The 25,097-nt window shown below is 59.4% G+C and carries 11 protein-coding genes and 1 pseudogene; 3 read left to right on the top strand and 9 right to left on the bottom strand.

What is annotated here, in order from left to right:
* Positions 1 to 199: 199 nt before the first annotated feature.
* The 3 genes from repA (at position 200) to repC (ending at position 3,901) form a co-directional block, all read left to right on the top strand.
* Positions 200 to 1,462: a plasmid partitioning protein RepA gene (gene repA, locus IB263_RS29935; protein ID WP_089045425.1), complete on the top strand. Its 1,263-nt coding sequence runs from the start codon at positions 200 to 202 to the stop codon at positions 1,460 to 1,462.
* On the top strand, positions 1,459 to 2,475 hold the full coding sequence (repB, locus tag IB263_RS29940; protein WP_192439394.1) for a plasmid partitioning protein RepB: 1,017 nt from the start codon (positions 1,459 to 1,461) through the stop codon (positions 2,473 to 2,475). The genes repA and repB overlap by 4 nt, the downstream gene beginning before the upstream one ends.
* Positions 2,476 to 2,686: 211 nt before the next feature.
* Complete coding sequence (repC, locus tag IB263_RS29945; RefSeq protein ID WP_192439395.1) at positions 2,687 to 3,901, top strand: plasmid replication protein RepC; 1,215 nt, start codon at positions 2,687 to 2,689, stop codon at positions 3,899 to 3,901.
* Between the two features lie 1,277 nt (positions 3,902 to 5,178).
* Here the strand turns inward: repC and IB263_RS34320 are convergent.
* From IB263_RS34320 to IB263_RS29990, 9 genes and pseudogenes are all read right to left on the bottom strand, one after another.
* A pseudogene (locus IB263_RS34320) lies at positions 5,179 to 5,634 on the bottom strand (HWE histidine kinase domain-containing protein); the annotation flags it as partial.
* A 339-nt stretch (positions 5,635 to 5,973) separates the two neighbouring features.
* Positions 5,974 to 6,351: a PAS domain S-box protein gene (locus IB263_RS29955; RefSeq protein ID WP_371814278.1), complete on the bottom strand. Its 378-nt coding sequence runs from the start codon at positions 6,349 to 6,351 to the stop codon at positions 5,974 to 5,976.
* A gap of 31 nt (positions 6,352 to 6,382) precedes the next feature.
* Positions 6,383 to 6,529, bottom strand: coding sequence for a hypothetical protein (locus tag IB263_RS29960; protein ID WP_192439397.1), 147 nt, complete (start codon positions 6,527 to 6,529; stop codon positions 6,383 to 6,385).
* A 681-nt stretch (positions 6,530 to 7,210) separates the two neighbouring features.
* Entirely contained in the window at positions 7,211 to 8,125 is a 915-nt protein-coding gene (locus IB263_RS29965; protein ID WP_192439416.1) for a recombinase family protein, read from the bottom strand.
* Positions 8,126 to 9,315: 1,190 nt separating this feature from the next.
* The gene (locus IB263_RS29970) at positions 9,316 to 10,077 is read right to left on the bottom strand and encodes an HNH endonuclease (RefSeq protein WP_246811113.1); all 762 of its coding nucleotides are present in this window, start codon (positions 10,075 to 10,077) and stop codon (positions 9,316 to 9,318) included.
* A gap of 7 nt (positions 10,078 to 10,084) precedes the next feature.
* The gene (locus IB263_RS29975) at positions 10,085 to 12,055 is read right to left on the bottom strand and encodes a DUF2326 domain-containing protein (protein ID WP_192439398.1); all 1,971 of its coding nucleotides are present in this window, start codon (positions 12,053 to 12,055) and stop codon (positions 10,085 to 10,087) included.
* Positions 12,048 to 16,811: an Eco57I restriction-modification methylase domain-containing protein gene (locus IB263_RS29980; RefSeq protein ID WP_192439399.1), complete on the bottom strand. Its 4,764-nt coding sequence runs from the start codon at positions 16,809 to 16,811 to the stop codon at positions 12,048 to 12,050. The genes IB263_RS29975 and IB263_RS29980 overlap by 8 nt, the downstream gene beginning before the upstream one ends.
* A 3-nt stretch (positions 16,812 to 16,814) precedes the next feature.
* A complete protein-coding gene (locus IB263_RS29985; RefSeq protein WP_192439400.1) occupies positions 16,815 to 19,580 on the bottom strand; it encodes a DEAD/DEAH box helicase in 2,766 nt (921 codons plus the stop codon).
* Positions 19,577 to 24,757, bottom strand: coding sequence for a DEAD/DEAH box helicase (locus IB263_RS29990; RefSeq protein WP_192439401.1), 5,181 nt, complete (start codon positions 24,755 to 24,757; stop codon positions 19,577 to 19,579). Before IB263_RS29990 ends, IB263_RS29985 begins: the two co-directional genes overlap by 4 nt.
* Positions 24,758 to 25,097: the final 340 nt, after the last annotated feature.

Genomic DNA, 25,097 nt, shown 5'->3' on the forward strand with positions numbered 1-25,097 from the left:
TCCTGCAACTGACGGCGTCGAGCTTAACAAATGTGTGCGCAATTTCAGCCGCCGGGAGCGTTGCGTTTGGGAAAAACACACGCGATTCCAACGACTAGCGCGGGTTTGGTCACCGAGTCGTCACAATCGACGTTAAAGCTTTGTTAACCCTATAATTCTGGACGGTTCAGGAGAATCGTGTTCTATCTCTTGGCGGATAATGGCCGTCAAACCGGTCTTTGACCGCCAAGAGGGAAAAATGGCGATAGCTCAACGCGCAGAAAATGACGTTCAACTCAAGGAAGACGCAGCCGCAAAGATCTTGCGGCACGCCGGTCTTTTGTCGAACCAGCTGCAGCAACTGCGGACACGGATGTACCCGCCGAGGTCGGAAAAGGCCTTGAGGTCGTTTCTGACGAACGAAGTCTCGAAGCTGACGTCCATACCGGATTCGACCCTGAAGCTGATGTCATCGGAAGGGCGCGGGCCGACGCCGGGCCGCCTTGAGAACAACCATCGCGTCTACACGCTCGCACAAATCAACGAACTGCGAGAGCTGTTTGCCAAGCAGAAGCCTGCCGAAGCACTCCGCTTCCTGCCTCGCCGCCGACCGGGTGAGCACCTCCAGGTGCTGGCGATCGCGAACTTCAAGGGCGGTAGTGCCAAGACCACGACATGTGTTCATCTGGCGCATTACCTTGCCCTCCATGGTTATCGCGTCCTCACACTCGATCTTGACCCCCAGGCATCGCTGTCTGCAATGTTCGGTGCGCAGCCGGAAATCGATGTCGGTGCGAACGAAACGATCTACGCAGCGCTTCGCTACGATGACGCCGAGCGGCGACCGATCAAGGACATCATTCGCAAAACCTATTTCGATGGCGTCGATCTCGTTCCGGGCAACCTTGAAGTCATGGAATACGAGCACGAAACGCCTCGTGTTCTGGCAAACAAGTCGAGCTCTGGCGCGATCTTTTTCGAGCGCCTGAAGCTTGCCTTGGCAGACGTCGAACAGGACTACGACGTCGTCATCCTGGACACCCCGCCCTCCCTTGGCTTCTTGACCTTAAGCGCGATCTATGCGGCAACCAGTATGGTCATCACGGTCCATCCTGCGATGCTGGACGTGGCATCCATGAGCCAGTTCTTGCTGATGATGGGCGATCTGATCAGCGTCTTGAATGAAAGCGGCGCCCAGCTCGACCAGGATTTCATCCGATATCTCGTGACGCGGCATGACCCGAACGATGCGCCGCAATCGCAGGTGGTTGCGATGTTGCGACATATGTTCGGGACAGACGTCCTCTTGCCGACCGCCATCGAAAGCACGGCCGTCGAAGCCGCGGGCCTCGCCAAGCGCTCGATTTACGAGCTCGAAATGGGCCAGATTGGTCGTGACACCCATAAGCGCGCCCGTGAAGCCGTCGATTCGGTCAACGAGGCCATTATCCGCCTTATCAACGATAGCTGGGGGCGGACATGAGCAAGTCATCTCGCAAATCAATTGTCGCGAGCTTCGGTCTGCTGTCGCAAGAACTGGAGAACAAGCTCGCGGACGATCCGCAACCTGCGCCACCAGCCCCGTCGCCGCGCGTCGGGGCTGGCGTTGTCGGCGCGGCGCACCGCGCGATCGATGACATCAGGGCAGAGCGGGACCGTTTGAAGGCCATCGTCGAAGCCGGCGGCGGAACAGTCCTTGAGCTCGATCCTGCGCTGATCGATCCTTCCCCCTACCCGGACCGATTGTCGGATGATGACGGCAGCGATTTCGAGACGTTCAAACGCTCGATCGAGGCCGAGGGCCAAAAGGTCCCTATCCAGGTTCGGCAGCATCCCTCGTCTGCAGGGCGCTACCAGATTGTCTACGGTCACCGGCGTTGGCGTGCTGCCAAGGAACTTCTGCGGAACGTTCGCGCGCTCGAGGTCGACATCTCCGATCTCGATCTCGTCGTCGCACAAGGCATCGAGAACGCGAGCCGGCAAGATCTGACCTGGATTGAGCGCACATTGTTTGCATCGCGGATGGATGACGCCGGCATCAAAGCCCGCAACATCTATGCGGCACTGTCGATTGCGGACGCAGAGCTTGCTCGAATGCGCGGCGTTTATCGAACGATCCCCGCAGACGTGATCGAAGCGATTGGACGTGCCCCCAAAGTGGGTCGGCCGCGCTGGATAGAGTTTGCAAGAACGATAGCAAGCGATCCTGGATCGCTTGAGGTGGTGCGGAAGGTGCTCTCGCATGCACGTGAAGGCGGCTCCCTATCGGATCAACGCTTCCAGCGTGCTTTCGAGGCAATAAAGCCCTCGAGCCCTGCGCGGGAGGACAGAAGTGAACTTTTGGACCATGCAGGATCGAAGCTCGGCTCTTGGAAGATTTCGACCAAGGAGCTTCGGATTTCTGCAGATGGCCCGCTCGGTCAGGACTTCGTGAAGTTCGTCGGCGACGAATTGCCGGCTCTCATCGAACGCTTCTCGCGTGAGCGTCAAAGCTAGACGTTATAGACAAGCTGTCGCTGGTCTATTCGACAAGGAAAATACGGAAAGGAATACCGCAAAAGAAAAAGGCCCCCTTAACGTTGCCGTCGTGGAAGCCTCTCTCATATCTGGACAATCTGAGAATCGCATTTCCACGAATCCCAGTCAAGAGTTTTTGGCACCGAATTGGGTGAGCGGACATCTTTTGCCTTCTGAAGGGTGAAGGAAGATGCAAAGTGGAAGTGTGACGACGCCTTTTGGGCGGCGGCCGATGACGCTTGCGCTGTTAAAGCGACAAAAAGCGTCGATCGAGATCAGGCCGAACAAATCGGCCGACAAATGGAAAGTGTTCCGGGATGCCTGTGAAGCCAGGGCGCATCTTGGACTACAGGATCGTGCTCTTGCCGTCCTTGACGCGCTTTTGAGCTTCTACCCTGAGACTTATCTCCGGCAGGGAGATTCTCTTATCGTTTTTCCTTCGAATGCCCAACTGTCGGTGCGTGCGCACGGTATTGCCGGCGCGACGCTGCGGCGGCACCTGGCAGCGCTTGTTGAAGCCGGACTGATCAATCGCAAAGACAGTGCAAACGGGAAGCGCTACGCCCGCAAGGACAGGGCTGGCGACGTTCAGGATGCTTTCGGTTTCGATCTTTCCCCACTTCTCGTCCGATCGGAGGAACTTGCGCAGATGGCGCAGCAGGTGGCTGCCGAGCACGCCTTGCTTCGGAAGACCAAAGAAGCGCTCACGATCCGTAGACGCGACGTCCGCAAGCTCATCTCTGCAGCAATTGAAGAAGGGGCGAGCGGCGATTGGAGAAAGATTGAAGGTATTTATCAGGCTCTCGTTGCCCGGATACCGCGATCCCCAACCATCCACGACCTGACACCGATCCTCGACGAGATGGAACTGCTTTGCTCGGAGATCGTCAATCAGCTGGATATTTTGGATAATTCGGAAAGTTTGAGCAGCAATGATGCTCAAAATGAGCGCCACATACAGAGTTCACATACCGAATCCTTATATGAACTTGAACCTGGCTCTGGAGAGGAGCTGGAGGCAAAATCCGAACCAGCAAAGCGCGTGGTGAACGAGCCGATCAAGGCTTTTCCGCTTAGCATGGTGATGCGAGCCTGCCCCGAGATCGCACTGTATGGCCAGGATGGAGCCATATCGAACTGGCGTGACCTGATGTCCGCTGCCATTGTGGTGCGTTCGATGTTGGGAGTGAGCCCGAACGCCTACCAGGACGCTTGCGATGTGATGGGACCTGAAAATGCAGCTGTTGCGGTTGCTTGCATCCTTGAGCGGGCAGGACACATCAATTCGGCCGGAGGATACCTGCGCGACCTGACGACAAAGGCACGGTGCGGCGAATTCTCCCTCGGGCCGATGCTGATGGCTTTGTTGAGGGCAAATGGAGGCTCGGAGCGGCGCGTTGGATAAACCCCGGGCTACCATCTCTCACGCTGTAGATCAAAAGCGGTCCGGGAAACGAAGCTGATCTCTTCCAAAATGGTAACGCACCTGATGACGAGAAACGCTTCTCCCTCGGTATGGTGGGTCCGATCTCAAGAAGGCAATTCCAGCCTGGTGAGATCAGGTCTATCACTTAATTGGCTCGTTCGACCATTGGACATTGTGGGGTTCGGGGCCCAGGGAGGCTGCTCGTGTCTAAGGTGAAAAGCGCGGCTTCATTGATCATTCGCCCCGGCTTCCCTTTCACTGAGCTGGCTATCGATCCCATGCGTGCAGAATGTCGGTACGAAAATCGCGAGCATCGTTGAACAGAAACCCGGTCCCGCTCGGTCCATTGGCGGGTTTCGTCTGGGCAGCGACGGGGACAAGGATCTGTCGCCACGTTGACGGCAGGGCGGAGGCGGGAGCTGAGTTGAGGGTTGCGGGCAAACCCGACCGCCGTTTATGGGCGCGTTCGCCTTGCAGATTGTTCCTTTGCGCGACGCGACGCACTCAGTGGCGGCGGCGTCTATTGATGAATGTCCTGGATGAAGCGGTTTCGGTTGAGTGGCGGGTGATCAGCCTTCCCGATGAGAAACCCTGACAGCTGTCAGGGTTTTTGGATAGCGAGCCTCCCAAACATGACGAAGGAGCCGTCCGCATCGTGCCTCAGACAGCAAGCACGGGGGCGATCGACTTATTTCGCTTCCCTGCCCGCTTTGCCCCGTGATTTCCATCAAACCCTGACAGCTGTCAGGGTTTTCGATTTTACGGTTCCATGATTTGAACTGGCACTTCGAGCCTAGCTGTGACCGTCTCTGGCGAACCACTCGGCGCGTTGTGCAGTCTCTAACCGGAAAACATTGCACGTCGGCGCAAATGGGAACGATCGTCTGCCACTTTTGCCGAGCAGCAGCCCGCTGCTGGGTTCGGGACCGCTTTTGGATTTCTTTCGGCATGAGCGACCGGGGAACACCTGCGTGCGCGGGTTCAAAGGCATTGGGAAGCGCAGGTGATGAGGACTTATATCAAGGCGCCGCGCAGCTTCTCGAAAGGCTACTGAAACTATCGCTGGCTATTTGCCCCGTGGCGATGACACCGGCGGTGAGGGAAAGCGAAAAGTCCGCTCGGGCATGATTATGACCGCGCACCCAATCGACGCTCATGGCAAGAAACGCACCCCAGGCTTCCAGCTCAATGAGAGTTTGGCTGCTATCCCATTCGCTAAGAAGATTGGCATCGATCTCGCATACGACGCGCTTGGGTCATAGGTGATTTTGACCGTGCCATTGAGTTCGGCGGCCAACAGGCTCTCGGGTCGGTGGCGTCATCGGGAGGCCTCCAGGTTCCTCCCATCGCATGACCCATCTCGCGGGAGACCCGGACCAAGTCTGTACTGTCCAAGCGATCGAGACGCGGCCCTGGTCGACCGCAAGTGCGCCGTACTTGGCTGCGTTGGTGGCGAGTTCATGAAGCACCAGGCAGATCGACACGACTGCCCTTGGAGGGACCTGGATTGAAGGGCCAGTAACCGCAAATCGGTCGGGCGAATAGGGGGAAATCGACTGTTCGACGATCGCCCGCAGTTCCGCCTGCTGCCACGTCTCGTGGGTCCTAAGACCATGAGCGCTTGCCATGGAGGATAGCCGAGCCTCGCATGAGCGCACGTCCGCTGCATCTATCTGGCCATGGCCAAGCGTTTGGCGCGAGATGGCAAAGACAGTCGCAAACGTTCTTCACCCGATGGTTCAGTTCACCGACGGTCATGCCATTGGCGTCATAGATACATGAGACGCAGAGGAGGGTATCGACGCTTCGACCGTCCTCGCGGAGCCTTGCCGTTTAGGGCTCGACCTTCAGGCCGGCGCAGGGGTTGGCGCAAGATTGCAGGCTCCTCACCCTGGCGGTCCACCGGAACCAAGACCGGGAGGGATCGGTCCATGACCTCGTCAGCTTTATCGCGAAGCGCCGAAACCGAGCTCGCCACCCGGATCAACGTGCCGTCTTTTCGCAGAAGACGGCTCTCCATCTCAAAACTCTGGCCGCGTTCTGCCGTTGTTTTAAAGAGCCGGTCTGCCTCTGCGATGTCTCCGGAAACTCAGATATCCCATTCGCATCGCTTGCAGCCCGCTTTCGCCATAGCCGAGGATCTCGCAGAAGCGGTTGTTGGCCAGGAGATAGCGGCCCGTGAGGTCTGCCTGAACGATCCCTGGGGCGGACTGCGAAAAAATCGCCCTCAGTCGCTCGGGTGAAATGCACTCTCGAATTTCACCCTGTCCGTTGCGTCGTTGATATGCAAAGAACCCCGCGAACGCCGCGCTCCTCGTCGCGGACGGGCGAATGGGAGATGCCGAAGTGGACTGTTTCCGGGTAGCCGTAGCGCTCGATGTAGAAGGGACGGTTCTTTGCAGCGACCGTCTCTCCGCCGTTAAGGACACGTCGAAGCAGGGGCGCCAGATCGTTCCAGAGTCACTCCAGCTTTTTTCGGGCAGGACGTCCAAATGCCCGTGGATGCTTGTTACCGATGGTGGGTGCGTAGGCTTCGTCGTAAAGGGCGACGAATTCTTCGCCCCAAAACAGCACGATCTGGGCCTGCGCCGGCAGCAGAATATCCATTGCGGCACTTAGAAAGTTTGGCCAACGCTCCCTGAGCCAAGAGAGTTGGCCTGCCAGTGGTAGGTTTGGGTTAGGCGCTCGATCGTCTCAGTTGCTATAAAATCATCGCTGCTCTTCAGGCCAAACTCCTCACGGATATGTCCGTCCACTTCAACCTTTTGAGACGGTTGGGGTAACAAGCAAGGTGGGGGAAGCTGATGGGCACTATGATTAAGTTTCGGATCAGATGCCCGCCTGGAACGGCATGGTACGTACCCCGTGCTTGCGTGCTTGAACGGAGCTTGGCCTGTTCGTGGACCGATAGTCATTTATCAGAATGCGGGTATGCCCGCATAACGAACGCGCACCTGCGCTGCTTCGGTTGTCGGCGCTCTCAGGCATTGTCGTAGCTATGGCCTGCGTGGCGGCCACGCCGCCCCTGGGCAGACCTGATGTTGTCCTTGTGTGGCCGGGGCGGATCGAGAGAGCAACGGAGGGGAGGGAACTGCCGCGGCACGGACCCTTGAAAGGGGTTCGGGCTCGTCTGCTAGTTCGGCATCGCGCAGGCCGGCACCTCGATCACTGGCGGCCACGGAAGCAAGGTGAGTTCGGCGCAGGGAGTGTGTCACGTCAGCCAAGGAGCTTGGCGTTGCTGACATTCCTTCGGCAGAATGTCGGCCATGGCGCCTGATAGAATGCGCCTCAGCGGCGGATGAGGCCGAACCGATGCGCCTCGTCTAGCAAGTCTCGGACGGAAGAGGTGATCCATTTTCTTGCGCCTCCCTTCGGCCGTTCTCCCAGTTTGTCCAGTTCGGCGGCAATTTCGCGAAGCGACAGATCGGGATCAGCGATCGCGATCGCCGCCACCAGTTGCATTAAATGATCTTCGGGCGCGCGACGCGGGGATCGGGCCAGCAGATCATTTTCCGCGAGCTTTGCGCGGACCATGCGATGCACGGCGCGACGAAGGCGTTCGACGGTCCAGTCCTGGCCACGTCGGTTGAGAACGCGAACGACATTATCCCAGCTGTGCTGAGGCCGGAGTTGCCGCACCATCGGAAGCCACGCCTGTGAAGACGCGATCAGCTCATCGAGATAGAGCTTCTCCCGCGCCTTTGAGACCGCGGCAATCGCCTCCGGCCGCCGTTCACGAAGACCCGGGTTTCCAGGCAGCCTGCCCCGAGCCTTCGCGGCCCTGATGCCCGCTTTGGTTCGCTCGGCGTTCAGCGAACGCTCGAGCTTTTCGACGGCATCAAGGACCGCAAGGGAAAACATGCCTTGCGGAGTTGAGGTATCGATCGGATCTTGGATTGACCGAAAGTGCACCCCGCGATGTTCAAGATCCCGGACTACTTGCAGCAAATGGCTGATGGATCTGGCTAGCCGATCGAGACGGACGACGACGAGCACGTCTCCCGAGGTGAGCTCGCCCAGCAATTTGGTCAAGACAGGCCGAGCACGCGAAACCCCGGTCCCGTGCTCTTGATAGATCCGATCGCAGCCGGCGCCCCGCAACTCGTCCAGCTGGGTATCGTTGGCCTGGTCATCCGCCGACACGCGGGCGTAACCGATTAGTCGCTGCTGAGGTTGGACATTAGCTGTTTGTTGCTTCGCCATCGCGCCTTCGAACCGCCGCTTGATTGAGGATGAGAAAGTGCGTGAGAAACAGGTAAGTTGCAAGCGTGTTTTAGGGTAAAAATAGGAGGCCGTCAGACGCAAAATGGAATTGAGTGTGGTCATCTCATCATAAACGATATCGAAAGCGCTCCAGCGGGCTCCTGTGGACGAAATCGTGCTAACCGGCAGCTCCAAACGAGGTCGCAAGACGTCGTAACTCTTTGGAAGGAGAATCTTGAGAATATGCGAGGCGGATAGCGCTCACACTGGACCCGCCCCTTCGGTCAGTCCATTCTATCTAGCAGGTGATTCTCCCCGTGCTGATCCGGGGACCCGAGTCTTTGCGTCCTCGGAGCTATCACTATCCAAACCTGATACCTATCGATAGTGATGTGCCGCGAAAAACAACGTCCGGATGACGGAAGCATGAGGCAATTTGACTTCCGTTTATAAAATTTAAGACGTTAATTCATATGGTTAATCGTTGCCTAAGATGGCCAAGGGCGGTCGCAGGGGAGGGTACGTGGGGCAAAATGTGTGGCTTTTGCTTTGTGATTTCAATTGAAGTGCTCAGCGGTAAATACGACGCCGAACTTTCACCTAACGACTTCAGGCCGAGCAAGGGGAGGGAGCTTTTAAAGTCCGGGTACCTTGGGGTAAATTGCGCCGGAAGCGGCGGCCGACGTTGCGGTTTGAATCGCACTGTCACGCCCGAGTTCCAGAATTAACGCTCATCGATTATCGCTGCTCGCAAAGTGCCTAAGTTGCCGTTGGTGTTCGATATTGCAATGGCCTGGCAAGAAGTGGCTCGCTGAAATCGTTAGCGGAAAATCGTACGCCGTTTAGCGTCTAAACCCAACGGACATATGACAATTTTCGGTTTGAAACGGTAAAGTAAAACCCACACCAGGGCAGATTGGGTGTGGCTTTCTCTTCCCGATTTCAATTGAAGCGCTCGGCTGAACACCCCAGCCCGCAATCTTGACCTGACCATTTCACGCTCGGAAAAGGGGAGGGGCGTTTGAAGCCCAGACGTCTTCGGGGTTGATGCGGAAGCGGATGCGCCGCCGCTGATATTCGCGCGTCACGTCAGCCGAAGCGTGTCCCCGCTGTTTTTGAACGGAACGCTCAATCTGCGCCTCTCACAAAGCAGCTTGCATTGAACGTCGGCATCTGCGGTTGCAACCATGCTAAGATTGAGATCTTGCTCTTTCGCGATGGTGGACAAGTCGCCGGCGATGCTCATCCGTGAGCGGAATGTGAGAACTCCAGCGGAGTTCGGCGCGCGCTTGTTCGCTGAGATTAGGCGAGAACTCCGGTCTGCCTTGGTCGTCGAAGGTCACGAGTGCGCGGTCAAATGCGGCGTCCCACAGCGCCGAAAGGAGGAGGCCGTTATGCACATCGAGCCGGTTGGCGTCATTCTCACACTCCGCCCAAGGGATGATATGCGAGGCACGTAGTAGGGCCGCGTCGGAGATGCCGGTTAGGGGACAGCGCCCCTGCCAGTAATCCATCAGGCGATCGCGAAAAATATCCTGCCCGATCCTCTGTATGGCCAGCCGTTCGGCTTCTGTCGTCCGCGGTAGGTTTGCAGCACGAAGCTCGAACTCTTTGAGCGGCGCGTCGGGCAGGCTGACGCCCAATTCGTAGACGCGATGCAGCACCCGATAGAGTGCGCCCAGTACGTCGAAGGCGAAGCAAGCGCGGCCAGGGCCGGAAACGTCGGTTGCGGGCAGGTTCAATTCCTGGACGACGCCAGGATGGTCGAGCGCGAGGAACCACGGCCCCTGCGGTCCACAAGCAGCGAGATATATCGCCCCATGCGCCGTGGTCGAACCGAAGGCCGCCCAACCTATTTCCTCTCCCAAGATGCGTCTAAATCCATTCTGGGACGCAGCCTTCTGGCATTCTTCGCGAACTACAAAGGACTGGGGCGATTCGATCGTCATCATTGCGGGCTCAGATATCCATAGCGAAAAGCCGCTGATCCGCGGGAGTCGAGCTCATTTGGAGCCTTACATAATGCTCCCCCTGCAATGCGGTTGGCGGGGCTGTTGTGGTAGTTACGATGTATTGGAAGCACGGTGTTCCTGCGTCCTCCTCCCACTTATGCACGAGCTTGAACAGGCCAGCGTAGAGTTGACCATCCAGATCGGCTTCGCGTGGGCTGTCGTGGACAAGGAAGGCTGGCAGATCGGCCTTCTCTTCGATGGCCATATGCAAGGCGGCAAGGTCGAACGCGACGATCTTTAGAGAGTCCAAGGCAGCCGTGGAAACCTCACCTCGCCCAGAGAGCTCAGCGTCAACCTTCAAACCGTGACCGTCTAATTTGATGGTTCCCGTCACCCCCTCGGGAAGCCAAGCGGCCATGATTCCTTGAAACCTTTCTTCCAGGATTCCAATGGCTGCCCGCGCCCGTGAGCGTCCCGCGTCTAGCTGTGCACGAACCGCCTCCAGCGCAGTGGTCGCCGACGCCGTAGGTTTGGCTGCCCCACTTTCGCGAAGTGATCGCACGTCATCAAGCGTGCGCCGCGCTCGATAGACGTGATCCTGGGCCTCTCTCGTTACCGCCTGCGCGGCACGAGTAGCTTCATCGGCAGCTCTGATCTCCACGTCGAGCACCAGCCGTTGCGATCCGAGTTGCTCAATCTGCGCCGCGACCCGTTTGACCTCCTGCTCTACACGATTCGCCTCAATATCCAGGTCCGCGGCCTTCTTCTGTTTGTTTGCGATTGCGGCTCTCAATGCAGCCAGGTCACAAGGTTCGAGCGAGATCCCGCACCCGTTTGCCTTGATTTCATCTATGTTGACCCGACACACGGGGCATACCCTGATCCGTCCCTGGGTAATATCGATCTCGCCCAGGCTTGCTTCTGATCGGTAGCGCTGAGCTTCGCCCTGCTTGAAACGTGCTTCGTTTTCCAACTGCTGACGTCTCGCTGTTAGCGCCTCATGGTCAGCGCTAAGTGCCTTTTGGCGTGCGAAGATCGCGCCGACATCTGGCGGCTTCGGCAAAGCAATTCGCATCGCGTCGGCCAAAGCCGCTTCCGCCATTGAAACCAACCCCTTCTGGTCGATCGTGTCGTCGAAGTCCACTTCGTCACCGGCGCCCAATGCCAACCTCGCGGCCTTGAGGCCATCGGCATAACGCTGCTGCCGATAGACATGGCGGCGACGCTCTTCTTCGACGGCAGCCACGAGCTCTCGCTCACGTGTCGATGCGGCGCGCTCTTCAGCATCGAGAGCACGTAAAGCGAGGCGCACCATGGTCAGCTTTGCCGTTTCGCCCAACACTTGCGCACGTGAGCGGGTGTGCGTCTGCGATGAGCGCCACGCGAGGATATCGGCCAGACGGCATTCCTGATCGCGCGTCAGCCAGGCCCGAAGCACGTCCCAGACCTGCTCGCCGCTGACTTCCGGTGGCGTTGCTTCCGCGATCGTTGAGAAAAAGCTTGCAGCGATCACAGGATCGATAGCCGTGTGATCTGCGCCGCGACGTCCCTGAGCGATCGCAGCCTCGATGGTATCCAATTGGACGACGAAGTCACCGCCTGGAAGTCCCAAGGGACGAACAGCAACCCAACACACGCCGTCGACAATAATCTCGGCTGCGAAAAGGCCATTCGGAAGCCGCGACATGAGACGCGATCTCTGGGTATCAGCTGCATAGCCTGGCTCGCCCAGACAGGCCCGGAGCAGGCGGCAGAAACTTGTCTTGCCGCTTCCGTGCGCCAATGCACGGCGGCCGCTGCTCGACATATCTGGCGTCCAGATGATGTTCAGACCGGGCTTCAGCGGAACATTGCGGATGATGGTTTGGCTATCCTTGAATATCGCCAGACGACGAATCCAAAGCCGAGGTCCGGATCGGCCTCCTGGCGCCTTCGGTGAGTGGACCACCGGGGCGAAAAGGTCAGTCTGATTAGCCATGACCAAACCTCGCCCAGATCACGTTGTCTTCTGGTGCGACAGTGGCGGTGAGCCTGCCGATGTCCATGCTTCGTACTGCGCGGATTACAAAGGCGGTGCGCTGGGCATCGCTAGAAGTGGCCTGCAATCCCGCCGAGCTGAAATGCTGGCCCCGCATCCATGCTCCGTCAGCGCGTTCTTCCAACTGGCCCGATGTCAGCAGCGTTTCGAACATCGACCGCCACGCGGCATTGACAGCCGGATTCAGCCTGAATGCGTCTTTTGTCGGTTGTGCGTCGGGCCCGACAAGCCTGATCCATTGGGTCTGGTCGTCGGCCGCGAGCAGTGGAGTGAGCAGCGCAGGTTCTGCAAGGCTGGCGATCACGAACCGCGGATGTGAGCCGTCCGTCGGCGAGTCCATCTGCCAAAGCACATATTGCGCCGCGTGACGGAGACGGTTGCGTGGGTCGACGCTTGCCGGCCAAGTCCATGCGCCATCCGGGAGGTCCGAGAGAGGCGGCAATACGATTGTGCCTGGAGGTCCTCCGGCAAGCGGCGCGTTGGCCCGCTCCCACGCATCGAGCACCAAACGCTCGGTGCGGTATTCGTGAAACTGGCGAGTTTCCTTCTCCTTCAGAACGCGGAAGGTTTCTGACGGATAGTCTCGGCCTTTGACCATGGCAGGATCGAGGACGTATCGCAGATCTTCTTCAGTCAGACCATACTTTCGAGCGAAGAAGACATCCAACTCAGCACGCAATCGCGCGCGGCGATCATCATCCCAGGTAAAAGGCCGGCCCGAATACCCCAGGTCCTCGGCCCAAGGTTTCATGGCGTGGCTTGTGTAAGTTAACTCTAGAACACGCGGACGTATGAAGCGGAGATCGGAATCTGTGAACATAGAGGGCGGAAGGATAGGAAGCTGCTTCAATGTCTCGACTGTTAGATGAGTTCCGCCAACTGTTTGTCTGCCAATATAGTCCAGAGTTAAGGAAGACAAATTCCCAATGAACGCCGCAGCAAGACTTGCGGAGACATCCAAATACATAACGCGGATAGTATGTCCTACGGCCACTTTCGGAAACACGCTGGCGATTACCGTCCGCTCGTCTGTCGCTCGGCAGATGTCCCGCCATCCCATGAGCCAACGGGGTTGTTTTGCTGCAATCAGCAATTCGGCAAGAGACAGTACATCCTTCGGCCCTTCGGCGATGAGAGCGAGATCTGTTTCCGTCAGCGGCGTCTCGCGTTGCATTTCCGCACCGGCGGCGAACGTTTTGGGATCCAGGAGGGAGCGTTCGGGCGACGCCTTTAGCGCGACGCGCCAGTCCTGTGCCCGACCGAGAAGCCGGAAAATGTCGGCTTCACGCGCTGGTCGACCTTCAAGGGCGGGAACAGCTCCGGCGATCCAGGTGACGATCGCTTTGAGCGCAGCATTAGCATCACCCTTCCGCACAGCGCTCTTGAGTGCGGATGGTACGCGAGCAGCGCGCAAGATAACCTCGTGTTCGGGCACCCAATAACGAGGTGACGGCTCGAAATCTGGATTTTGCTTTTCGGAAAGCGTGCAATCGCGAGCGCCCTCCTCATCGCCACTCGCTCCTACGCCGTAAGTAGCCCAGCGATGATCGAATTGGTGGATCATCTTGGCTTCATAGAGCGGGAAAAGTACCGAACTGACATCGTCCCCGCCTTCGGCAAGGCTGATGTTTGGTGTTTTCAGAAACAAATGACTAGCATCCGCCATATCAAACATCTTTGTTTGATAGGTGAAACCCCACGGACTCTTTGCCTGCTTCGTCTCTTGGGAAACGTCTTCTATCAATATGGGTGCGCGGCCATAAAGCTTTGCTGTCAGTTCCGCATCGGCACGGGAGCGGAAAATGGGCGCGGTCTTGGTGTTCGGATTTATGCGGCCAATCTCTTCCGGCGTCAGCGTGAAGCGGCGCTCGTTCTGGGCAAGCTGGGCCGTATTGGTAAGAAAGGAAGCGAACATGGCGGCCTCCGCCTGCCCCAAGCTGAGGACGCAGAATTTGTAGCTGCGGTGGACGCTTGGGAAAATGGCCTCGCGGTTCTCAAAGTCTATGAGTTGGGCCAGACGTCGCTCAGCGACAAGACCACCAAAGAAAAGCGACGTTGAGGAATCAGTTGCGATACCTGTCGGTACGATCACGCCAGCACGCCCGCTACGTTTCGCAAGGCGCGAGAACAGTTCGGCGAAAAGGGCATAGGTGTTGACGTCACCTCGGCCCGTGAATGGATAGCGGCCGGACGAACGCGCGAATTCACTGGCTGCTTCCGCTGTGCGCTTAGCGAAGACAAAATCCCTCCACAACCGGCCATCTGCGCTCTCAGGATCGGCTTGTTCAAGGGCATCGATCAGCTTTTGCCGCTCCGCCTTATTAGGTGCGCTGGCGATCGTCGGCGAGCGCGCGGCGAAGAATTCCTGTTCTTGAAGCTTGATGCGCTCCCACGGCGGATTGCCGATGACGGCATCGAAACCGCCATCGCGTTCCATAATCTCTGGAAATTCAATGAACCAGTGGAAGGCGCTCACCTTGTCGGAGGTCAAGCTGGCGCCTTGACGCAAATGCTGGGCGGGCTCCTGACCTCCCGCCGCCTGCCATACATGCTCGGTGAGCGGCATGGCATCCGCACCGTCGGAGTCGGCGGCTTTGGGCGTAAAGAAGGCCGCCATATAGAAATTGGCCGAAATGTAGAGGTCGCTGGCTGTCTTCAGGCGGTGCCAGTCGTCCGAAGCCCGCATTGTCGCAAAACCTTGGGCTTTCGCTTCGACGCTCGCCAGATCGTCCTGCGCCATCTCCTTCAGCCTATGATCCCGCTCAGTCAAGATTTCAGGGGGTGACCAGCTCTTGAACAATTGCGGATGCTCCTTCGCCCGCTCCCGCTGTTCCTTGTTGAGGCGGGCGTAGCGGCGGGAGAGCTCCTTATCGTCACCTGTTAGTGGCTTGTAAGCTTCGTCCGGTAGTCCTTCGCGCAGCATCGCGCGGTTGAACACGCCGACCAGGCTGTCACCGCAACGGATTTGCGCATCAAAGAAGGCGAGCGGACGACCCGGCTCCAGCGCTTCGATCCACAGCGCCACCTTGGTCAGTTCAACCGCCATGGGATTGCGGTCCACGCCGTAGAGACAGCGGCAAGAGACCTCACGCAGCGCATGGCGGAAGTCCGCGGCCGAAGGGAGTCCCCCGGCGCGATGGCGGGCGACGCGGGTAGCAATGCGCCGCGCCGCTGCGAGCAGGAAATGCCCCGATCCACAGGCGGGATCGATGATAGTAAGCTTCAAGAGTTCTTCGGCGGGATCGGAAGCTTGGGCTTCTCGCTCGTCGAGCACCGGATCGAGCGTAGTGTCGAGCAGGAGCTGCACCAAACTGTCGGGTGTGTAGTAGGAGCCAGTTGTCTTGCGCTGGTTACCCTTCTGCTCGGCCGCTTCCGAGGCAAAGGTCAAGGTCTTGCCGTCGTCGCCGAGCTGCGGTTGGAGTTCGAGCAGGGACTCATAAACTGATCCCAGCTCCTCGGTCTCCATCGCGCGCCAGTTCACCGGGACCATACCGGTTTTGTCGGAGAGCCAGGAAAGGCGGTAGAGCGCTTCCATGAAGGCGCGGTTGCGCAGGCGTGCGGTTTCGAGATGCGGCAGTTTGTCGGCGCTGAAAAGTCCGCCAAGTGCAGGAAGCCCGAGCGCCTCCTGCCCGCGGGCGAGAGCGCAGAAGATGACCTTGATGCCCTCGTAGCGGTCGTGGTGCTTGTCCCAGGTGGTTGCGCGGACGCATTGCGCGCGCAGCGTGGCAAGGCTGTAGCCGTCAGAGTAGAGCTTGCGAGCAGCAAGCTTCTCCGCGCGCAGGGGGTCATTTTCCTTGATGGGCGGATGCAACAAATCTCGATCTTCGGCCACCATCAGGAAGATGAGGCGGTAGACAAGACGCAGAAGCTCATTGAACCACTCGGTCAAATTGACATCGCCGGATTTCAGTCGAGTAGCGAGGTCGGGGTTGGCTTCGAGGAAACCCGAGCCGAGCACCTTGAGCGCGGTTTCGACCTGGGCTGCCAGCCGATCGCGAGCAGCCTCGCCCTCGCGGGAGCCAGCCTCGCGCCAGCGTTCGAGCGCACAATCGGCGACAGGCGCGCCGGCAAGGCCGAACCGGGTCCGGTGAACCAGCGACCAGAGAACCGCAAAGGAGGCGGCGTCCTCATTTGTGAAGATTTGGGTCAGGTCAGCTTCGATGTAGGCGGGCCGAGTCAGCGATGCGTTGTCCCGCATGAGGCGAAGGATCGCCCCATTCGTGACTAGGCCCCACAGCGCGTCGTCGCTGTCGTTGAGATAATCCTGAAGTGCAAACGCCGGTGAGCGCGAACGATCGGTCGAGAGCGTCGGGCTGCGCCTATCGAGCTTTTCGTCGGCAGGCGGCACGACAACGACGGGTACACGCCCGCCGGCAAGGAAGGCGACGACGCCATCGGCAGGGACGAGATCGTCGAAGCCAAAGGTTTCCGCGAAGAAGCCACGCACGAAACGCCGCGTCGCCTCGACCGAGGGGTTCTCCAGCTTCGCGAAGGCGTCGAAATGTGACTGGCCGACACGGAAGGCGGTCGAGATCTCCTCACGGATAGTCAACCCTTTGCGGATCCGGTACTCCTCTTCCGTCTGCTCGGGAGCCTGCCTGCGATCGATGCTAGCGACCATGGCCGGCGCGATGAGATTGCCCTCGAGCGTGAGCGAGGGCCAGGCCGACATGTCGGTGACGGGCTTGCGCGCCATGGCTCAGGCCTCCCCTGGCATGAGCGTGAACAGGCCGATTATGTCCGGCGGCAGCACGGCCTCTACCGTGACGCGCGAAGCGGAACCTGACGCGGCGCGGAGCCGCGCGTGGTCCGCCATGAGTTCCTGCGCGCGTGACCGGGCGAAATCGGCAATCGGCCCTTTGAGCAAGCCGGGTAGTTCTTCCTTCGCCTTCGCAACGAACCGGTCACGCGCGATGGGCGCCAGATCGGCGATGGCGGGCGCATTCAGCAATTCCCGAGCAGCCTCGCCGGTTGCTACGAGCTGGCCACGCTGGATCGCGACGAGTGCTGCCTCCTCAGCCAGCAGCAACCGTTCCTTGCGAGCATGGACGGTCAGCTTGAAGCGGATACGAAGCAGGAGCACACGGGTGATCTGCTGCACGGCCATGGTCGGCCAGGCGCCGACCCGACCGATGCCGAGACCTGACAACGCCTCCGGATCAAGCGACGCCTCAACCAGCGCTTCTGCAAGAGTCGCTGCCAGGGGATGTGTTCTAGTCAGCAGCGCCGTGCCCGACGGCGCCGGCTCGGCAGTCACCAGACGCACCGATCCAGTCAGGTCATGCTCGGCGAGACGCTCGCGCAGGCCGATATCGAGTGCATTGACATGAGCCAGCAGCACGGTTTTCCTGGTTTCCAGCGGCACGCCGAAGCGTGACATTGCCCGTTCGACGAAGAGCTTTGCGTCTGCCGGCGAGCCGAGCAGCGTCCGGACCTTCTCCCATTCTGGGGCCACTTCCTGCGGCTTCATTGCGTTCTGGGCGAAACGCGCACGGGACTTTTTCTCGTTTTCGGCAGCATCGCGCCACCGCGCTTCCATGATCTTGGCGCCATCATCGAAGCGCAGATCGAGCGTGAGTTGGGGGGATACACCCCGACGCAGCATCATCGAGGCCATCAGTGCATCTGTCACCGGCCCCCGTTCCTCGGGAAGCGGCACGGTCACGCCGGTTGCTTCGCGGATCTCCTCCGCCTTGCGAAGGATAACCTCGAGCACCGCACCGTCGATCGCGCTGTCCGGCGAGAACATCATGATCGACCGGACAAGCTCCGCCGGCTGCCCGAAGCGATCGACCCGTCCTTCCCGCTGCTGGTGCCGGGTCGGATTCCACGACAGATCGTAGTGGACGACCGTGTCGAAGAGTTGTTGCAGGTTGATCCCTTCGGACAGGCAATCGGTGGCGACAAGGATGCGCTGAACCGGCGTTCCCTCGTCCGCCGGCGCCATGTCGGCCACGCGGTCGCGACGCTCGTCGGGGGTCAGGACACCCGTAACAGCTTCGACCATCAGTTTCGGGAAGGCGTTGCGAAGGGCCTCGCAGACATGCTCGGCCGTCGCGAGATAGCGGCAGAAGACGACTGGATTGGCGCCTTTCTTGATGAGAGGCGTCAGCGCATCGACCAATGCGGCTAGCTTCGGATCAGATGTGTTGACCAATTCCTCGGCGCGCTTCACCAGCGCAAGCAGGGCTGGATCGTCGTTGAAGGGCGTGCCCGGCTCGAGATCGACTGCGTCCTCGTCGTCTCCATCGTCATCGTAGATTTGAGGCTCCAGCCGATCGCCCTCGCTCGACAGTCGGTTCCTGAGTGCGCTAAGGGCTGCGGCGGGTGAAGAACCGACACATCGCATCAGGGCCAGCGTACCCCAGTAGGCCAGCCGCCGCTCTCGTTGCCCGGATCCTGCCCGGGACACGATGCTTAAACAGTAGTCGAGCGCGGCCTCCTGGAAGCCACGATGGGCGTCTGACAGGCGATAGGCAAATTCGGTCGTCTCATGTCTCGGGAAAGCGCGGTCTTCATTCCAATCCCCTGATATGAGATCGATCCGTCGCCGCTGTACGAAGTGACGGGCCAGGCGTTCGCGATACCGGGGATCTTCGAAATCCATCGAAGCAAACGATGAATCGATGAGGGAAAGGAGACGTGCGAAAGCCTCTTCGTCTCCAGAATGCGGCGTCGCAGTCAGAAGGATCATCCGGCGCTCAGGGTTCCGGGCTAGCCCCGACAGAAGCTCGAAACGCTGCTGCCGGCCCTGGTGCGTCCCTACGCAAGTATGCGCTTCATCGACTATGACGAAATCCGGACAGGTTCGTGCAAAACCCTCCCGGCGCTTCTCGGCCTTGATGTAGTCGAGGCTGACAACGGTAAAGGGGTAGGCGTTGAACAAAGTGTGAGCGAGCGGTAGGCCGCGTTCCAACCGGCTGGCGGTACCGGACGTGACCGGAACGGCTTCAATCCCGAAGCGTGCTCTCAACTCATCTACCCATTGTTCGACGAGATGGGGAGGGCAGAGGACTGAGAAGGCGTCCACCTCGCCCCGATCCATCAGTTCGCGCAGGATTAGTCCGGCCTCGATCGTCTTGCCGATGCCGACATCGTCCGCGATGAGAAGGCGCGGTGTCGGTAGACGAAGGGTCATCAGCAAGGGGACGAGCTGGTAGGTCCGCGGTTCGAACGCGAGCTGCGCCGCCGATCGGAATGGGCCTGCACCACGACGCAGGATCAGGCGCATCGCATCCGCGAGCAATGCCGCCTTCGCCTGAACGGTTGTTGCAGCGGCGGCGGGCAAATCGAATCTGGCCGGCTCGACCGGCAGGATTTCGAGTTCGGGGTTAAGGATGACCGTGTCGTTCTCACCGCCCGAAAGGGGACGGAGCGCAAGAATGCCTTCCTGAGAGGAGGGCAGCGCGACCCATTCTCGCCCGCGAGCGCGCACCAGATCTCCGGGGGCGAAATTCACCGTCATCGGGACTTCTCCCCAAACATCGAGATCATCGCGTCAGGCACGCCTGCAGCAACCATGCTCGGCAACTCGAACAGCGCCCAGCCCTTCGCCTCAGCCTCTTGGTGCGTTGCCTCAGTCAGAGGGGAGACACAAGCAGCGACAAAGTGGCTGCGCCAAACGAAGCTCATCGTCTGGCCGGAAAAGCTGACGGCGGAAGTGTCGGGAGCCGGAAGCCCTGTATCTTTGAAGACGCTCTCCCATTCAGCGCTTTCGCCGAACTGACCAGGCGCTGTGGCAAGCACCACATGCCCCCGCGCCAGATCAATCAGCATCTGTTTCGCTTCATCGCTCGTGCGGTCGATCAGCTCGTGATCGGGCTGGTTGAAATAAGAGAGTAGACACCGGTAGCACCCACGAACGCAGGCCTCTCCATCATGGTTGGCGAGTAGTTTCGCGTCGCCCGCTGCGATCGCTTCATCGACCTTCTCAAAGTGCATGAGGACCAGCGCTTCCCGCGCGACCTTGCCGAGGGCTTGCGGGTCCTCGATCAGGCGGCTTAACACGCCAGCGCCGCCCTCTGTGGCCTCATAGGCCAGGACGGCGCGCCGGTTGTCGCGCGCGGGCAACGGCTCGCCGAGGACTTCGCCTTCCTCCAACTGGAAGACGACTTCAATACCTCTCATCAGTGCGTGCTGAACCGTTGCGCTGGTCTCCGGCGCATAGGCCGACGGCTCCCGAAAGCGGAGGAGCAGCGCGTTTTTGTGGTCCCGGACGATGGGAACGATTCTGACCGGCTTCACGATATCCGGTGGCACATCGACATCCGAATTTTCGTCTACGGACTTCGCCCAGTAGCCGCTGCGCGGGTCGATATAGAAGCCGAATTCAGTTTGTTTTGCGCGCCGCTTGAGGCCCTTATTGATTCGGCTGATCTTCGCACTGTTGGCATATTGCAATGTGAGAAGCGAAGTGTCGTCGCAACGGAAATCAGCCTCGGTGATCTGCACTCGGCCATCCCGTTTTGGCCAAGAAAAGACAGTTTGAATCTCAAATCCTTGACGCACCCGCTCCTCGTCATTGGCAGTGATACGCTCAGCAGGCATGGCTTCTACATTGTCGATCCGCAGTGTTCTCTGGACACTGTCTTTGTCTGATATCGAGGTATTGCAGGCGTGACAGCGCTCGACCTCGCCGTCGTGGCAGGCGCCACAGTTTGAGCAGATGAAAATGTCCCGGGTTGCTAGTTCCGACCCATCGCCCGTTCTCACTTCCGGCGGCAGCTTCGCCTTCATGACCCGGTAGGCGCGGCCTTCGTGATAGATCAGGCTACGCGGCCCAAACTCCGAAATGGCCAGGAAGCGGGCGCGCTGGAGGAATGAGCCGGTTTTCCCCTCACCGGGGATGAAGGCGTAAAGCGGCAACCGGGGGAAATTGTAGCCCGGCAAAAATCCCTCCGTCGCGAGATAGCGGTAGGAGTAGAAGTCTGAGCCGTTGGAAGCTTTCCCCTGTTCTAGAATGGCGATCTGGTCGCTTGCCTGCATCTGCGAAGCCTTGATGCGACGACGGTCCGCGGCCGAGAGACCTGTAATTTCTGAGCGGGCGTTGGCCTCGATCAACTGGGTCCGGGCGGAGTCGTAAAGCTCCCGCCACCGGTCGAAGGCACTGTCGAACTCCCATGGTGCGCGTTGGGCAACGGAGGAAACAAAGTCATCGGGGTCGCTCATCCAGACCGGCTTACGGCCGTTCACTGAAGCGAGAATCTGATCGAGAACACGCTTCATCGGTGCGTGCGCCGCCATCGCCAGTTCGGGCCGGTCGATGACATCGTGGACTTCTTGCTTCAGCGGGTATCCCGTCTGTGTCAGGTCAAGAATTTCCGGGATGTCTGGAGACAGGGCAAGCCTTGCCTCGGCAAGCCAGACGGCGTGCAGATGGGAGCATACGAGCTCTTCGTTGGTAATGTCGAGGGCCGGAGGACGAACGACGCCCGCTACCATCTCATTGCGCCGTTCAAAGAAATACTGGTCATGGGGCGATTGAGCGGCGCAATAGGTCACGATGAACGCTGCCTGCCCGGAGCGACCTGCGCGGCCTGCACGTTGGGCGTAGTTGGCCGGTGTCGGCGGCACGTTTCGCAGATAGACGGCATTAAGCGCGGAGATATCGACGCCGAGCTCCATAGTCGGCGAACAGAACAAGGCGGGCAGAAACTGCTCCGACTCGCCAGCCACCTTGAGATCGGCGGCATTTGCGATGAGGTTCTGCCGATCTTCTTTCTCGAAGCGGAAACGCCACTCACGCCACTCGCGCTGTCTCTGGGACACCTGGGCCGTGTGTTCACGGCCCTCGAGACCCCAGAAGCTGCTGTGGCCGGCTTTCAGATCGGCGGCGATCTCGTTGTAGAGATCATGAAAGTAGCGATTGCCCTGCGCTCCGCCGCTTCGAACGGCTTCGCCGGGTACGATACGGACGGCTGACGGCGACAGACGCCATCCTTGCAGATCCTCTTCCAGATCGACGCGCGATACCAGTCCCTCCCGCGCGAGAAGGTCCATCAGGCCGGTCATGACCGTCAGGTAGTCACCCTTGCCGAGCTTGGTCCCGATGACGCTTCTACGATTGATGAGGCGTCCGATGCGGGAATTGAAGCCGGCACGGACCATAGTCTGTTCCTCTCGCAGCCCGACGCGATCCCTGCCCGGGACTTGTAAAAACAGGGTCGTTCGGCTTCGGGGCGTCTCCTTCAGGTCGATGGCCCACGGGGCGCGCAACAGGTTGCGAGACTTCTGGGCAACTCCCTCGAGAACGGTCGGGTCGAGGGCCTCCGTTCCGACGGCTAGGCCGTCAAGCATGGCGCTGAGGAGTTTCTTCAGCATCATCTTGCGCATGAGGACGTCGAGCGCGCCGAATTCTGGCCGGATGGCCATAAGGCGCACGGCATCTTCCGCAATGTCATCAAGGCCGATGAATTCGACATCGATGAGCTTGAGAACAGAGAGGCTCGGGTTCGTGTAGCGCCATCCCCGGCGCAAGTCCGTCCAGAGTCGATGGGCGAGCACCTTCTGGAGAGAGCGTTGGGCATCCTCGCGGATCACCGCTCCCGCCTCAGAGTCCAGCATCCAGTGGACGCGAGCATCCCGGTTGGCGGCGGTGAAGCCGAGCGCCCTGACAATCCGCAGGCCGAACTCGTCCTCAGTCAAGCCATCGTCGCCGGCGTCCAGAACCGCCCGCAAGATCGCGCCGCGCAGAAGGCTGACGAACAGAAAATCGTTGAAGTGACCCGCCTGAAGGGCAGCGTCCTGACGATTGTCTGTAAAGCCAAGGAGCTTGCGTTTTTCCTTGGGAACACCGCTGTCACGCCTGTTCATCCACTCGAGGGCGGTTGCGACGAGAAGCGTCGTGGCCGAGCTTCTGCCCTCGCCCGACAGGCCCGTAAGCTTGGTGCGTTCGCGCATGCTGGAATGCGGTTGATCGAGGCAGCACGGACAGAACCCAAACTTGCCGGGTATGAACCAGAAACTCTTCCCCAACGCATCATAGCGGCCATTTGGACCCACTGTGGTCATCTGAGGCAGTCGGCGTTTCCGGGTCGCGCGAATTCGCTCGGTGCCATTCCGTTCCTCGCGCCAATCCTCGGGATAGGATTCGATTTCCCCCGTGAAAGCATAATCGGGATCGCCGTCGCATGTGGGGGTGAGGTAGCCCGCGGTGTCTTCCTCCTGATCATCGAGCGGCGCATCGTCGATGTTCCGTGGTAGGTACAGAGCGCCTTCGGCGTCCTCGGTGCGGGTGACGACGTGGACCTCATGTCCGCATTCCCGGCAGAACCGGGTTGGGTAGAGCCGATGGCCCGGCGCGCTGGGGTCTTCGAGCTGTCCTTCGAACAGCACATTCCGGGGCATTTCGGCCAGAGTTGTGAAAACCTCGCCCGCGCCAGAGATGAACTGGTGGAGCTTGAACGCGAGAAATGCGCCGGTCCCAGAACCGCCCCGCTCGGTTTCCGGAAGGCTGATGCGGGTCAGAAATGTCTCGAAGCCGCTTCGACAGGTTTCGAGATCCACGCCGCTATCCCTGGACAGCAGCGTGACGGCCTCGCCGAACGGAATCGGCTTCTTACGTTTAAGTTCCTGCGCATCCTCCAGACCGATCGCCAGTTCAGCCCAAACCGCCAGAGGATGCACTCTCAGGACTTCGTCGGTCAGCACGTCAGAAATTGGGGATGTCAGCACAGGCGCGAGCTTCGGGCGCACGTCGTCGAGTTTCAGCCGATCATCCGTCGCCCTCTGGAGAGACTCGTCGATGACCGACTCGGTGCCAATAGGGGTTCCGAATAGGCGCGACGCTACGTCCGCCACCGCCTGCGCGCGGTTGGCATCGGATCCTTCGCTCACCATCGTGGCCGAGGTTCCGATGCAGATCGGCGTCTTGTCCGGCGTACAGCGGTTGCGAAGACGCCGAACGAGGATTGCGACATCAGCGCCCTGGCGGCCGCGATAGGTGTGCAATTCGTCAAGAACGATGAATTGTAGACCGTTGGCGTTCTCTATGACATTGGTGTCGAGGCTGTCCTGCCGAGTCAAAAGCAGCTCAGCCATCATGAAGTTGGTCAGCAGAATGTCCGGTGGATTGTCGGCGATCCGCTGGCGCTCCTCCTGACTCTCCTGGCCAGTGTAGCGCCGCACGACCGGCATTAGATCTTCGGGCAGGCCGGAGTTGGAAATGAAGTCCTCGATCCCCTTGAGCTGGCTGTTGGCCAGCGCGTTCATCGGATAGACGATAATGGCGCTGGTCCGGCGTGGCTTCCCGGCCTTCCGCGCGCGGACAATAGAGTCGACCACCGGCACGAAGAAGCATAGGGACTTTCCCGAGCCGGTCCCGGTCGTGACGACATAACTGTGCCCACCCCGAGCTTTTGCGATGGACTGCGCTTGGTGACGATGAAACCGTAAGGGCGTTTCGCCGAAACGAAATATCTTGCCTGTGGCCTCGTCGAGATCACCCGACGCGACCAGATCATCAACGGTCGGACCCTCAAGATAGCGAGGGTTCAGGGATAATAGTGCATCTGGCCAAAAGCGTCCGGCGTCGTACTGACGGTCGATCTCTGTTTTCAGATCATCAGATCGGATGGTGCTGAATGATCGGGAGAAACGAGCGTAAGAATCTACAAGACGATGGCCGAATTCAAACGCCCTCATTGCCATCCCCTAACACTGCCGAGATTTTTGCTATTGAAAATGACAAAAATGTCGTGGCTCGTACGCACATCCGAGAAATTTACAAAATCATCTATTTCTATCTATGAGGTTTGCACAATGCCCCGTTGATATTTCTCCACAATGCCCCTCGGCTTTTATCTGTGTGCCCAGCAGGTCACGCGCCTGGCATTATGCGCGGCCGAGCGGGTCACCCCCCCCAGCAAAACCTGCAGGCCAGCGTTGACGGCGACGTCCTAGTCAACTGCCGCGCCGTTCGCGGTCTTCTTACCGAAGGATCCCTATGCGCGCGAAAGCACTCGCGAGCCACGGCGCTTGCAAC

This window comes from Ensifer sp. ENS03 (genome assembly GCF_014852035.1).
Lineage (GTDB): Bacteria > Pseudomonadota > Alphaproteobacteria > Rhizobiales > Rhizobiaceae > Ensifer > Ensifer adhaerens.

What these genes read in the sequence shown, in the direction of transcription:
- IB263_RS29985 (WP_192439400.1), bottom strand. Translation starts at nt 19,580, where the DNA reads ATGACGGTGAATTTCGCCCCCGGAGATCTGGTGCGCGCTCGCGGGCGA.
- IB263_RS29980 (WP_192439399.1), bottom strand. Translation starts at nt 16,811, where the DNA reads ATGGCGCGCAAGCCCGTCACCGACATGTCGGCCTGGCCCTCGCTCACG.
- IB263_RS29960 (WP_192439397.1), bottom strand. Translation starts at nt 6,529, where the DNA reads ATGGATATTCTGCTGCCGGCGCAGGCCCAGATCGTGCTGTTTTGGGGC.
- IB263_RS29970 (WP_246811113.1), bottom strand. Translation starts at nt 10,077, where the DNA reads ATGATGACGATCGAATCGCCCCAGTCCTTTGTAGTTCGCGAAGAATGC.
- IB263_RS29990 (WP_192439401.1), bottom strand. Translation starts at nt 24,757, where the DNA reads ATGAGGGCGTTTGAATTCGGCCATCGTCTTGTAGATTCTTACGCTCGT.
- repA (WP_089045425.1), top strand. Translation starts at nt 200, where the DNA reads ATGGCCGTCAAACCGGTCTTTGACCGCCAAGAGGGAAAAATGGCGATA.
- repC (WP_192439395.1), top strand. Translation starts at nt 2,687, where the DNA reads ATGCAAAGTGGAAGTGTGACGACGCCTTTTGGGCGGCGGCCGATGACG.
- IB263_RS29975 (WP_192439398.1), bottom strand. Translation starts at nt 12,055, where the DNA reads ATGGCTAATCAGACTGACCTTTTCGCCCCGGTGGTCCACTCACCGAAG.
- IB263_RS29965 (WP_192439416.1), bottom strand. Translation starts at nt 8,125, where the DNA reads ATGGCGAAGCAACAAACAGCTAATGTCCAACCTCAGCAGCGACTAATC.
- repB (WP_192439394.1), top strand. Translation starts at nt 1,459, where the DNA reads ATGAGCAAGTCATCTCGCAAATCAATTGTCGCGAGCTTCGGTCTGCTG.